General features: G+C 71.8%; 13 protein-coding genes and 5 pseudogenes. 9 read left to right on the top strand and 9 right to left on the bottom strand.

Annotated elements, in window-relative coordinates; all coding sequences use genetic code 11:
- Positions 1–23 precede the first annotated feature (23 nt).
- Together BLW44_RS18690 and BLW44_RS17355 are read left to right on the top strand one after the other, a co-directional pair.
- Positions 24–903: pseudogene (locus BLW44_RS18690) on the top strand (beta-L-arabinofuranosidase domain-containing protein).
- Complete coding sequence (locus BLW44_RS17355; RefSeq protein ID WP_074732185.1) at positions 900–1,433, top strand: glycoside hydrolase family 127 protein; 534 nt, start codon at positions 900–902, stop codon at positions 1,431–1,433. The pseudogene BLW44_RS18690 and the gene BLW44_RS17355 overlap by 4 nt, the downstream one beginning before the upstream one ends.
- A gap of 214 nt (positions 1,434–1,647) precedes the next feature.
- Here the strand turns inward: BLW44_RS17355 and BLW44_RS18590 are convergent, their stop codons facing one another.
- The 5 genes and pseudogenes from BLW44_RS18590 to BLW44_RS18580 all read right to left on the bottom strand — a co-directional run bounded on the left by BLW44_RS18590 (position 1,648) and on the right by BLW44_RS18580 (position 5,860).
- The gene (locus tag BLW44_RS18590) at positions 1,648–2,175 is read right to left on the bottom strand and encodes an aldehyde dehydrogenase family protein (RefSeq protein WP_338061397.1); all 528 of its coding nucleotides are present in this window, start codon (positions 2,173–2,175) and stop codon (positions 1,648–1,650) included.
- Between the two features lie 176 nt (positions 2,176–2,351).
- Positions 2,352–3,121, bottom strand: a pseudogene (locus BLW44_RS18585) (aldehyde dehydrogenase family protein); the annotation flags it as partial.
- Positions 3,122–3,123: 2 nt separating this feature from the next.
- A complete protein-coding gene (locus BLW44_RS17345) occupies positions 3,124–4,623 on the bottom strand; it encodes an NAD(P)/FAD-dependent oxidoreductase (protein WP_060927921.1) in 1,500 nt (499 codons plus the stop codon).
- On the bottom strand, positions 4,616–4,999 hold the full coding sequence (locus tag BLW44_RS18405; RefSeq protein ID WP_082724600.1) for a (2Fe-2S)-binding protein: 384 nt from the start codon (positions 4,997–4,999) through the stop codon (positions 4,616–4,618). The genes BLW44_RS17345 and BLW44_RS18405 overlap by 8 nt, the downstream gene beginning before the upstream one ends.
- A pseudogene (locus BLW44_RS18580) lies at positions 4,996–5,860 on the bottom strand (NAD(P)/FAD-dependent oxidoreductase). Before BLW44_RS18580 ends, BLW44_RS18405 begins: the two are co-directional and overlap by 4 nt.
- Positions 5,861–6,088: 228 nt before the next feature.
- Between BLW44_RS18580 and BLW44_RS17335 the strand changes: the two are divergent.
- From BLW44_RS17335 to BLW44_RS18380, 7 genes and pseudogenes are all read left to right on the top strand, one after another.
- Positions 6,089–6,862 (top strand): annotated as a pseudogene (locus tag BLW44_RS17335) (NAD(P)/FAD-dependent oxidoreductase); the annotation flags it as partial.
- Between the two features lie 85 nt (positions 6,863–6,947).
- Positions 6,948–7,331 carry a (2Fe-2S)-binding protein gene (locus BLW44_RS18575; RefSeq protein ID WP_082724600.1) on the top strand — a complete coding sequence of 128 codons (384 nt, stop codon included), beginning with the start codon at positions 6,948–6,950 and terminating at the stop codon, positions 7,329–7,331.
- Positions 7,324–8,520, top strand: a complete 1,197-nt coding sequence (locus BLW44_RS17325) for an NAD(P)/FAD-dependent oxidoreductase (protein WP_217632059.1) — start codon at positions 7,324–7,326, stop codon at positions 8,518–8,520. The genes BLW44_RS18575 and BLW44_RS17325 overlap by 8 nt, the downstream gene beginning before the upstream one ends.
- A 137-nt stretch (positions 8,521–8,657) precedes the next feature.
- Positions 8,658–8,816, top strand: a complete 159-nt coding sequence (locus BLW44_RS18075) for a hypothetical protein (RefSeq protein WP_217632058.1) — start codon at positions 8,658–8,660, stop codon at positions 8,814–8,816.
- Positions 8,813–9,010: pseudogene (locus BLW44_RS18385) on the top strand (aldehyde dehydrogenase family protein); the annotation flags it as partial. The gene BLW44_RS18075 and the pseudogene BLW44_RS18385, both read left to right, overlap by 4 nt.
- A 101-nt stretch (positions 9,011–9,111) precedes the next feature.
- Positions 9,112–10,086, top strand: coding sequence for an aldehyde dehydrogenase family protein (locus BLW44_RS17320; protein WP_254775148.1), 975 nt, complete (start codon positions 9,112–9,114; stop codon positions 10,084–10,086).
- Between the two features lie 57 nt (positions 10,087–10,143).
- Positions 10,144–10,281 (top strand): hypothetical protein, encoded by a 138-nt coding sequence (locus BLW44_RS18380; RefSeq protein ID WP_254775147.1) that lies wholly within the window; start codon positions 10,144–10,146, stop codon positions 10,279–10,281.
- A gap of 205 nt (positions 10,282–10,486) precedes the next feature.
- Here BLW44_RS18380 and BLW44_RS17315 read toward each other — a convergent pair whose 3' ends face one another.
- From BLW44_RS17315 to BLW44_RS17305, 4 genes are all read right to left on the bottom strand, one after another.
- A complete protein-coding gene (locus tag BLW44_RS17315; RefSeq protein ID WP_074732181.1) occupies positions 10,487–10,729 on the bottom strand; it encodes a hypothetical protein in 243 nt (80 codons plus the stop codon).
- A 12-nt stretch (positions 10,730–10,741) separates the two neighbouring features.
- Entirely contained in the window at positions 10,742–11,014 is a 273-nt protein-coding gene (locus BLW44_RS17850) for a hypothetical protein (protein WP_139305355.1), read from the bottom strand.
- Positions 11,011–11,550: a beta-L-arabinofuranosidase domain-containing protein gene (locus tag BLW44_RS17310; protein WP_074732178.1), complete on the bottom strand. Its 540-nt coding sequence runs from the start codon at positions 11,548–11,550 to the stop codon at positions 11,011–11,013. Before BLW44_RS17310 ends, BLW44_RS17850 begins: the two co-directional genes overlap by 4 nt.
- A 44-nt stretch (positions 11,551–11,594) precedes the next feature.
- Positions 11,595–11,918, bottom strand: a 324-nt coding sequence (locus tag BLW44_RS17305) for a beta-L-arabinofuranosidase domain-containing protein (protein ID WP_175473401.1), incomplete at its 5' end; no start/stop codon positions are given.

The following is an 11,918-nucleotide window of genomic DNA, read 5'->3' as shown; positions in this document are numbered from 1 at the left end:
CCGCCGTCGGTGCGCACCGCGCGATCGGCGATGACCGCCTGCTGCGGGTCGCCGAGCGGTTCGTCGAACACGCCATCGCTCGGCTCGGCGCCGACGACGCGGTCGAGTACTGCGGGCATCCGCTCATCGAGGCCGCGCTCGTCGAGCTGCACCGCACGACCGGAGCCGACGCGCCTCTCGCGCTCGCCGACGCGTTCGTGCGCCGACGCGGCGCGGGATTCCTCGGCGGAGTGATCTTCGGCGCGGAGTACTACCAGGACGAGCAGCCCGCCTGGAGGCCACGAAGATGCGCGGCCATGCGGTGCGCGCCCTCTACCTGAACCAGGGCATCACCGACCTGTACCTCGAGACCGGCGACCCCACGATGCTCGATGCGATGCGCACCCAGTGGGACGACCTGATCTCGCGCCGCATGTACCTCACGGGGGCACCGGCGCCCGCCACGAGGACGAGGCGTTCGGCGAGGCGTTCGAAGCTGCCGCCCGACCGCGCGTACGCCGAGACCTGCGCGGGAGTCGCCTCTTCGGCTGGGCCTGGCGCATGTACCTCGCGACCGGCGACGCCGCATGCATGGATGTCGCCGAGACCGCCCTCTACAACGTCGTCGCCGCAGGCATCTCGACCCGCGGAGACTCGTTCACCTACGTCAATCCGCTGCAGGTGCGCGACGAACGACCCTACGGCGGAGCGGAACCCGCCGGGCGACGACGCTGGTTCAGCTGCGCGTGCTGCCCGCCGAACCTCATGCGCACGTTCGCAGCCCTCGAGCACCACGTCGCGGCGGAGCGCCCGGACGGCCTCGACCTCGTTCTCTACGCTTCGGCAACCGTGCAGGCGCACGGCGCATCGGTCACGATCGACACCGCATACCCGGCTGAGGGCAGCATCCGCATCGGTCCGTGAGTGGAGACGCCGCCGCGGGGCGTCGACGACTGGCCCTTCGCGTGCCGGAATGGGTGTCAGGCCGCACGGTCACGCTGCTCCGCGACGGCGAGACCGTGGATGCGGTCGTCGACGACGGGTGGATCCTGATCGACGACGCGCTCGTCGACGGCGCCGAGATCGAGCTGCGGCTGCCGGTGGAAGTCGACGTCATCCACCCGCATCCGCTCATCGACGCCGTGCGGGGAACCGTCGCCGTCCGACGCGGACCGGTCGTCTACTGCGCGGTCGGTGACGCCGATGATCTGATGGTCGACGCGGACGCTCTGGCCGCCAGGCCTGTCGCGCGGACGGGAGGCGCTGCGGGTGGCCTTCTCGGACCGCGGATCACCGTCGCGGCGCACCGGGTGCGAACCGGCGGTGCGCAGGCGCTGTATGCACGCGGGGTCGACCGCGCAACATCCGACGAGATCGTGGTCGAGCTGCGGCCGTTCGCGGAGTTCGACGGCGGCACGGCAATGCGGGTGTGGATGCCGACGTCGGGGCGCTGAGCAGCCCGGCCGGGGGCGTGGCCGGGCCCGAGCGCGGGCGGGGTCAAAGACGCACCCGAAACCGGGCACGGGCGGGGTGCGGGGTCACAAACGCACCCGAAACGGGCGCCAGCGATGCGAAAGTGACCACCCACCGTGGGCACAAGCGGTGCAGGGCCAGGAACGCAGGGATGCGGAGCGGGGGCCGACCTGAGATCGGCCCCCGCTCCGTGCATCAGGGCTGGATGAGGATGCCATCGACCCGGCGCGCGATGCCGAGAGGGTTCGCCTCTTTGAGGGCATCCGGCAGCAGGCTCTCGGGAACGTTCTGGTAGGCAACGGGCCGCAGGAACCGGGTGATCGCCGCCATTCCCACCGAGGTCGAGCCGACGGCTGTCGTCGCCGGGTACGGGCCGCCGTGCTGCTGCGCCCAGGTCACCGACACTCCGGTGGGCCACTGGTTCCAGAGCACGCGTCCCGCCCGCTCCGACAGCTTGGGAAGAAGGTCGACGGCGATCTCGTCGTCGTCTTCGCCGATGATCGTGGCGGTCAGCTGCCCCTCGAGGCTGTCGGCGATGTCGAGCAGCTCGTTCTCGTCGTCGTAGGTCACCACCAGCGCCGCAGGACCGAACATCTCGCTCATGAGCGTGTGCATCTCGTCGCGCAGAGTCGCGATCGACGTCTCGAGCAGCACGGGAGACGGAGCACCGGCATCCGCATCCGCATCCGCCTCCGACCTCGCACCGGCGGAGAGCGTGCGCACGCCCGCGACTCCCGGGTCGAGGCGAGCGAGTCGCGGAAGCCGCTCTCGATCCCACCGTTCAGCAGTGCGGATGCGGCCGGGAGCCGCTGGCCCTCGAGCTCCGCGACGATCGACGATCCCGCGGGCACGAACAGCACTCCTGGCTTGGTGCAGAGCTGTCCGGCGCTGCCGGTGACGGAGGCGACGAAGTCGCGGGCGATGCCGGCGGCATCCCTCTCGGCGGCCCGCCGCGTCACGAACGCGGGGTTCGTGCTGCCGAGCTCTCCGTAGAAGGGAATCGGCTCGGGGCGGCTCGACGCGATGTCGAACAGGGCGCGTCCGCCTCGCACCGATCCGGTGAACGCCGCGGCCTTGATGCCGGATGCTCGCAGCGCGCGCACTCCCGCCTCGGTGCCGTGGATCGTCTGGAAGAGGCCTTCGGCGCCCCGGCCGAGGCGAGGGCATCGATCACGACGGCAGCCGTCGCGTCGGACAGCTCGGGGTGTCCGTGATGCGCCTTGAGCACCACGGCGTTGCCCGCGGCGAGCGCACTCGCGGTGTCTCCCCCTGCGACGGAGAACGCGAAGGGGAAGTTGCTCGCGGCGAAGACGAGCGTCGCGCCGATGGGCTCGAGCTGACGGCGCAGATCGGGGCGTGGGGCGCCCATCGGCCACTCGGCGTCGGCGTGGTCGATGCGGGCGTCGAGCCAGAGGCCCTCGGGCAGCATCTCGGCGAACATGCGCAGCTGGAAGCTCGTGCGACGCAGCTCGCCCCGCAGTCGCGGCTCGGCCAGATGCGTCTCGCGCTGCGCGATCGGGATCAGCTCGTCGGCATGCTGGTCGAGGGCATCCGCCACCGCGACGAGCGCACGGCTGCGCTCGTCGATGCCGGCGCGCTTCCACTGCTCGGATGCGCGCACCGCGCGATCGATGATCTGGTCGACGCTGTCGTCTGACGTGTCGTGCATGGTCATGACTCCTCCTGGTTCGGGTGGTGCGGCACGAGCGCGGCGAGGTCGCCGAGCGACACGGGCACGCCCACCTGTCGATTGGTCAAGGATTCGAGGGCGGGGGCGTCGACGACGCCTCCGGTGCCGGTGGCGACGAGCTTGGAGAGGGCGAATCCGCACACCCGCCCCTGGCAGAGCCCCATGCCGGGGCGGGCGGTGACCCGCACGTCTCTGGCGTCGTCGGCGCGGAGCCCGTCGACCGCGTCGGTCACCTCGGCCGCGGTCACCTCTTCGCAGCGGCAGATGTGGGTCTCGGGGGTCAGCCACTCATTCCACGCGTCGGGAACGGGGCTGGCTCGGTGCATGCCGATCGCGAAGCGCCGCCCCCGACGCAGACGCCGGCGATGCCGTGCCATCCGTCGGGCGTCGGTCGAGACGCCGAGATCCTGTGCGACCGCGGATCCCGCGAGCTCGCCCTCGGCGCACGATGCGATGGCTCCGCCGATGCCGGTGACCTCCCCCGCGGCGAAGACGAGCGGATCGGATGCGCGCAGGTCGTCGTCGACGTCGATCACGAGCGATCCGTCGACATCGATGCGGGTGCGCAGGCCCAGTCCGACGGCCAGCTCGAGCTGCGGGGTGAAGCCCCAGCCGAAGGCGACGAGGTCGGCGGCCACGGTGCGCGTCGAGCCGGGACGCACGCGCCCCTTGCCGTCGACGCGGGCCAGCTCGACCTCGGACGCCCGCCCGGTGCCGCGCACCGCCGTGACGACAGTCCGCGTGCGCAGGGGCACTCGGTGACGCAGGAAGGTGGTGGCGTACTGCACGCCCTCCCACAGCTTGCCCGGCTCCTGCAGCGCACGCAGCGGAGTGGCCGCCCAGCGCGACAGCGCATTGGCGTCGACGACCTCGACCACCTCGACCCCGGCCTCGGCGAGTCCCGCGGCGACCGACAGCAGGAAGGGCCCGGTGCCCGCCACCACGGCGCGACGCCCGGCTCGCACCTGGTTGGCCTTGAGCATCGCCTGCACGCCGCCGGCGGCCATGACCCCGGGCAGCGTCCATCCGGGCACGGGCAGCTGTCGGTCGTAGGCGCCGGTCGCGATCACGAGCCGTCGCGCCCACGTGGTGCGCTCGGCGAGGGGCAGAGCGTCGGCGCCGCTCACTGCGCTGGTGCGCAGCGCCACCCTGTCGTCGAAGCCGTCGGTGCGCCACACCTGGCGTCCGGCGAGATGGCGGATGCGACCTGATGCCACGGATGCCGCGAGCCGGTCGCGCAGGTCGGTGTAGTGGTTCCAGTGGTGGTGGCCGGTGCTCTCGGGCGCGACGAAGGCGTCACGATGACGCTCGTCGGGGTGACGCCAGTACTGTCCGCCGGTCTGGCGCCCCGCGTCGATCAACACGACCTGCAGGCCGTGTTCGGCGGCGACGACCGCCGCGCTCAGCCCCGCGGGGCCGGCGCCGACGACCGCGACGTCGGCGAGAGGCTGATCGGATGCCGGGATGCTCTGCTCAGACATGAGGCTCCTGTGCGCTCGGGCCGGCGGACTGCGTCGACTCGGACGCCTCGGACTGCTCGGACGCCCCGGACGACAGCTCCGACAGCGACAGCGGCTCGTCGGGGTCGGAGCTCTGCACGACCTGCCCCGCGCACGCCTCGACCAGGCAGGCGCGCTGGCTGCGCACGCCGTCGACGGTCACGAGGCAGTCGAAGCACACTCCGATGCCGCAGAAGAGTCCGCGTGGGGCGTGGTCGCGGCGGGTCGTGCGCCACGAGACGATGCCGGCCCCGGCGAGGGCACCGCCGATCGTCTGCCCCGGAGTGAACGGCACCGGTGTGCCGTCGAACTCGATGCCGGTGGCGGGTTCGATGTCGTCTGTGCGCGTGCGGGTCATGCGGCGACGAGTCCTTCGAGTCGTTCGGGGCGGAAGGGAGTCAGGTCGAGGTCGGTCGGCTGCGATCGCAGGGCCTGCGAGAGCAGCTTGCCGGTGCCGACCGAGAGGCCGACGCCCGCGCCCTCGTGCCCGGCGGCGTGCCAGAGCCCTGGCAGTCGAGCATCCTCTCCGATCGCCGGAAGGTGATCGGGGCAGTACGGGCGGAACCCCGAGTACGCGCGCTGCACCCCCACGTCGCGCAGGGCCGGGAACAGCCCCAGCCCGCTCGCGGCGATGCGCGCGACCGCCTCGGCCCGAGAACGATCGGTCGAAGCCGACGCGCTCGCGGCTGGCGCCGAGCAGGATCGTGCCGCTCGGGGTCCCCTCGACGACCGGTGAGACCTGCAGACCGGCATCCGAGCTCGCGACATCTCCGACGTACTCGGCGGCGTAGACCTTGTGGTGCACCGTGATCGGCACCGGCTCGGTGACCAGCACGAAACCGCGTCGAGGCAGGACGGGCAGGTGCACTCCGGCGAGCGCCGCGACCTCGCCGCTCCAGGGACCCGCGCAGTTGACCACGGCACCGGCCGAGATGCGGCCGAGAGACGTGTCGACTCCGACCGCGCGGCCGTGGTCGGTGAGGATGCTGTGGACCGAGGTTCTGGTGTGCAGCTCGGCGCCATGCGCGATCGCGAGCTTCAGCAGGTGATGGGTGGCCAGCAGCGGCTGCACCTGCGCGTCGTCGGGGTAGAACGCGCCGCCGACGAGTGCGGGGTTGATGTACGGCTCGACCTCGCGCAGCCCGGCGTTGCCGTCGATCATCTCGGCACGGATGCCCAGCTCGCGCTGGTGCTCGACGAGTGCGGCCAGCCCCGCCATGCTGCCTGCGCTGCCGGCGACGACGAGACCGCCCTTGGAATTCGAACTCCACGTTCCGCACAGAATGCGCTGTTGCCTCGGCGAGATCCTTCCCGCCACACAGCGCGTGCTGGCGGGGAGGATGCGAAAAAAAAAATCAGAGGCGACAGCACGTCGAGTCGTGGGCGAATCCAAGGGCGTCTCGTTTCGTCGCCGGATACGCAGGATGTGCTTCGCAGCGCAGGCAGCATGGCGGGGCTGGCCGCACTCGTCGAGCACCAGCGCGAGCTGGGCATCCGTGCCGAGATGATCGACGGCAACGCCGGGCTGCGCGAGGTCGAGCCGTACATCAACCCCGCACTCGTCGGCGGCGCGTTCTACCCCGACGACGCGCAGGTGCAGCCGCTGCTGGCCACCCATCACCTGCTGAAGCTCGCGATCGCGCATGGCGCCGAGCTGCACACCAGAACCTCGGTCCACAGCATCCTCACCGACCACGGCCGCGCGGTCGGAGTCGACACGTCTCTCGGCCGCATCTCGGCCGGTGCCGTGGTCAACTGCGCGGGTCCCTGGAGCGGCGAGGTCGCGGCGCTCGCCGGAGTGCACCTGCCCGTCCTGCCTCGACGCGGTTTCGTGCTGGTCACCGAGCCGGTGCCGATCACGGTGCACCACAAGGTCTACGCCGCCGAGTACGTCGGAGATGTCGCGAGCTCGGATGCCGGTCTGCAGGTCTCACCGGTCGTCGAGGGGACCCCGAGCGGCACGATCCTGCTCGGCGCCAGCCGCGAGCGCGTCGGCTTCGACCGATCGTTCTCGGCCGAGGCGGTCGCGCGCATCGCCGCGAGCGGGCTGGGGCTGTTCCCGGCCCTGCGCGACGTGGGGGTGCAGCGCGCGTACTCGGGGTTCCGCCCGTACTGCCCCGATCACCTTCCGGCGATCGGAGAGGATGCTCGACTGCCAGGGCTCTGGCACGCCGCCGGGCACGAGGGCGCGGGCGTCGGCCTCTCGGTCGGCACCGGCAAGCTGCTCTCGCAGGCCCTGCGATCGCAGCCGACCGACCTCGACCTGACTCCCTTCCGCCCGAACGACTCGAAGGACTCGTCGCCGCATGACCCGCACGCGCACAGACGACATCGAACCCGCCACCGGCATCGAGTTCGACGGCACACCGGTGCCGTTCACTCCGGGGCAGACGATCGGCGGTGCCCTCGCCGGGGCCGGCATCGTCTCGTGGCGCACGACCCGCCGCGACCACGCCCCACGCGGACTCTTCTGCGGCATCGGAGTGTGCTTCGACTGCCTCGTGACCGTCGACGGCGTGCGCAGCCAGCGCGCCTGCCTGGTCGAGGCGTGCGCGGGGCAGGTCGTGCAGAGCTCCGACCCCGACGAGCCGCTGTCGCTGTCGGAGCTGTCGTCCGGGGCGTCCGAGCAGTCCGAGGCGTCCGAGTCGACGCAGTCCGCCGGCCCGAGCGCACAGGAGCCTCATGTCTGAGCAGAGCATCCCGGCATCCGATCAGCCTCTCGCCGACGTCGCGGTCGTCGGCGCCGGCCCCGCGGGGCTGAGCGCGGCGGTCGTCGCCGCCGAACACGGCCTGCAGGTCGTGTTGATCGACGCGGGGCGCCAGACCGGCGGACAGTACTGGCGTCACCCCGACGAGCGTCATCGTGACGCCTTCGTCGCGCCCGAGAGCACCGGCCACCACCACTGGAACCACTACACCGACCTGCGCGACCGGCTCGCGGCATCCGTGGCATCAGGTCGCATCCGCCATCTCGCCGGACGCCAGGTGTGGCGCACCGACGGCTTCGACGACAGGGTGGCGCTGCGCACCAGCGCAGTGAGCGGCGCCGACGCTCTGCCCCTCGCCGAGCGCACCACGTGGGCGCGACGGCTCGTGATCGCGACCGGCGCCTACGACCGACAGCTGCCCGTGCCCGGATGGACGCTGCCCGGGGTCATGGCCGCCGGCGGCGTGCAGGCGATGCTCAAGGCCAACCAGGTGCGAGCCGGGCGTCGCGCCGTGGTGGCGGGCACCGGGCCCTTCCTGCTGTCGGTCGCCGCGGGACTCGCCGAGGCCGGGGTCGAGGTGGTCGAGGTCGTCGACGCCAATGCGCTGTCGCGCTGGGCGGCCACTCCGCTGCGTGCGCTGCAGGAGCCGGGCAAGCTGTGGGAGGGCGTGCAGTACGCCACCACCTTCCTGCGTCACCGAGTGCCCCTGCGCACGCGGACTGTCGTCACGGCGGTGCGCGGCACCGGGCGGGCGTCCGAGGTCGAGCTGGCCCGCGTCGACGGCAAGGGGCGCGTGCGTCCCGGCTCGACGCGCACCGTGGCCGCCGACCTCGTCGCCTTCGGCTGGGGCTTCACCCCGCAGCTCGAGCTGGCCGTCGGACTGGGCCTGCGCACCCGCATCGATGTCGACGGATCGCTCGTGATCGACGTCGACGACGACCTGCGCGCATCCGATCCGCTCGTCTTCGCCGCGGGGAGGTCACCGGCATCGGCGGAGCCATCGCATCGTGCGCCGAGGGCGAGCTCGCGGATCCGCGGTCGCACAGGATCTCGGCGTCTCGACCGACGCCCGACGGATGGCACGGCATCGCCGGCGTCTGCGTCGGGGCGGCGCTTCGCGATCGGCATGCACCGAGCCAGCCCGTTCCCGACGCGTGGAATGAGTGGCTGACCCCGAGACCCACATCTGCCGCTGCGAAGAGGTGACCGCGGCCGAGGTGACCGACGCGGTCGACGGGCTCCGCGCCGACGACGCCAGAGACGTGCGGGTCACCGCCCGCCCCGGCATGGGCTCTGCCAGGGGCGGGTGTGCGGATTCGCCCTCTCCAAGCTCGTCGCCACCGCACCGGAGGCGTCGTCGACGCCCCCGCCCTCGAATCCTTGACCAATCGACAGGTGGGCGTGCCCGTGTCGCTCGGCGACCTCGCCGCGCTCGTGCCGCACCACCCGAACCAGGAGGAGTCATGACCATGCACGACACGTCAGACGACAGCGTCGACCAGATCATCGATCGCGCGGTGCGCGCATCCGAGCAGTGGAAGCGCGCCGGCATCGACGAGCGCAGCCGTGCGCTCGTCGCGGTGGCGGATGCCCTCGACCAGCATGCCGACGAGCTGATCCCGATCGCGCAGCGCGAGACGCATCTGGCCGAGCCGCGACTGCGGGGCGAGCTGCGTCGCACGAGCTTCCAGCTGCGCATGTTCGCCGAGATGCTGCCCGAGGGCCTCTGGCTCGACGCCCGCATCGACCACGCCGACGCCGAGTGGCCGATGGGCGCCCACGCCCCGATCTGCGCCGTCAGCTCGAGCCCATCGGCGCGACGCTCGTCTTCGCCGCGAGCAACTTCCCTTCGCGTTCTCCGTCGCAGGGGAGACACGCGAGTGCGCTCGCCGCGGGCAACGCCGTGGTGCTCAAGGCGCATCACGGACACCCCGAGCTGTCCGACGCGACGGCTGCCGTCGTGATCGATGCCCTCGCCTCGGCCGGGCGCCGAAGGCCTCTTCCAGACGATCCACGGCACCGAGGCGGGAGTGCGCGCGCTGCGAGCATCCGGCATCAAGGCCGCGGCGTTCACCGGATCGGTGCGAGGCGGACGCGCCCTGTTCGACATCGCGTCGAGCCGCCCGAGCCGATTCCCTTCTACGGAGAGCTCGGCAGCACGAACCCCGCGTTCGTGACGCGGCGGGCCGCCGAGAGGGATGCCGCCGGCATCGCCCGCGACTTCGTCGCCTCCGTCACCGGCAGCGCCGGACAGCTCTGCACCAAGCCAGGAGTGCTGTTCGTGCCCGCGGGATCGTCGATCGTCGCGGAGCTCGAGGGCCAGCGGCTCCCGGCCGCATCCGCACTGCTGAACGGTGGGATCGAGAGCGGCTTCCGCGACTCGCTCGCCTCGACCCGGGGAGTCGCGGGCGTGCGCACGCTCTCCGCCGGTGCGAGGTCGGAGGCGGATGCGGATGCGGATGCCGGTGCTCCGTCTCCCGTGCTGCTCGAGACGTCGATCGCGACTCTGCGCGACGAGATGCACACGCTCATGAGCGAGATGTTCGGTCCTGCGGCGCTGGTGGTGACCTACGACGACGAGAACGAGCTGCTCGACATCGCCGACAGCCTCGAGGGGCAGCTGACCGCCACGATCATCGGCGAAGACGACGACGAGATCGCCGTCGACCTTCTTCCCAAGCTGTCGGAGCGGGCGGACGCGTGCTCTGGAACCAGTGGCCCACCGGAGTGTCGGTGACCTGGGCGCAGCAGCACGGCGGCCGTACCCGCGACGACAGCCGTCGGCTCGACCTCGGTGGAATGGCGGCGATCACCCGGTTCCTGCGGCCGTTGCTACCAGAACGTTCCCGAGAGCCTGCTGCCGGATGCCCTCAAAGAGGCGAACCCTCTCGGCATCGCGCGCCGGGTCGATGGCATCCTCATCCAGCCCTGATGCACGGAGCGGGGCCGATCTCAGGTCGGCCCCGCTCCGCATCCCTGCGTTCCTGCCCTGCACCGCTTGTGCCACGGTGGTGGTCACTTTCGCATCGCTGGCGCCCGTTTCGGGTGCGTTTGTGACCCGCACCCGCCCGTGCCCGGTTTCGGGTGCGTCTTTGACCCCGCCCGCGCTCGGCCCGGCCACGCCCCGGCCGGGCTGCTCAGCGCCCCGACGTCGGCATCCACACCCGCATTGCCGTGCCGCCGTCGAACTCCGCGAACGGCCGCAGCTCGACCACGATCTCGTCGGATGTTGCGCGGTCGACCCCGCGTGCATACAGCGCCTGCGCACCGCCGGTTCGCACCCGGTGCGCCGCGACGGTGATCCGCGGTCCGAGAAGGCCACCCGCAGCGCCTCCCGTCCGCGCGACAGGCCTGGCGGCCAGAGCGTCCGCGTCGACCATCAGATCATCGCGTCACCGACCGCGCAGTAGACGACCGGTCCGCGTCGGACGGCGACGGTTCCCGCACGGCGTCGATGAGCGGATGCGGTGGATGACGTCGACTTCCACCGGCAGCCGCAGCTCGATCTCGGCGCCGTCGACGAGCGCGTCGTCGATCAGGATCCACCGTCGTCGACGACCGCATCCACGTCTCGCCGTCGCGAGCAGCGTGACCGTGCGGCCTGACACCCATTCCGGCACGCGAAGGGCCAGTCGTCGACGCCCCGCGGCGGCGTCTCCACTCACGACGATGCGGATGCTGCCTCAGCCGGGTATGCGGTGTCGATCGTGACCGATGCGCCGTGCGCCTGCACGGTTGCCGAAGCGTAGAGAACGAGGTCGAGGCCGTCCGGGCGCTCCGCCGCGACGTGGTGCTCGAGGGCTGCGAACGTGCGCATGAGGTTCGGCGGGCAGCACGCGCAGCTGAACCAGCGTCGTCGCCCGGCGGGTTCCGCTCCGCCGTAGGGTCGTTCGTCGCGCACCTGCAGCGGATTGACGTAGGTGAACGAGTCTCCGCGGGTCGAGATGCCTGCGGCGACGACGTTGTAGAGGGCGGTCTCGGCGACATCCATGCATGCGGCGTCGCCGGTCGCGAGGTACATGCGCCAGGCCCAGCCGAAGAGGGCGACTCCCGCGCAGGTCTCGGCGTAACGGCGCGGTCGGGCGGCAGCTTCGAACGCCTCGCCGAACGCCTCGTCCTCGTGGCGGGCGCCGGTGCCCCCGGTGAGGTACATGCGGCGCGAGATCAGGTCGTCCCACTGGGTGCGCATCGCATCGAGCATCGTGGGGTCGCCGGTCTCGAGGTACAGGTCGGTGATGCCCTGGTTCAGGTAGAGGCGCGCACCGCATGGCCGCGCATCTTCGTGGCCTCCAGGGCGGGCTGCTCGTCCTGGTAGTACTCCGCGCCGAAGATCACTCCGCCGAGGAATCCCGCGCCGCGTCGGCGCACGAACGCGTCGGCGAGCGCGAGAGGCGCGTCGGCTCCGGTCGTGCGGTGCAGCTCGACGAGCGCGGCCTCGATGAGCGGATGCCCGCAGTACTCGACCGCGTCGTCGGCGCCGAGCCGAGCGATGGCGTGTTCGACGAACCGCTCGGCGACCCGCAGCAGGCGGTCATCGCCGATCGCGCGGTGCGCACCGACGGCGGCCTG

The organism is Microbacterium hydrocarbonoxydans, from assembly GCF_900105205.1.
Classification (GTDB): domain Bacteria; phylum Actinomycetota; class Actinomycetes; order Actinomycetales; family Microbacteriaceae; genus Microbacterium; species Microbacterium hydrocarbonoxydans.
Note: the sequence above shows the minus strand (reverse complement) of the source record. Positions and strands in the feature narration are given on the sequence as shown.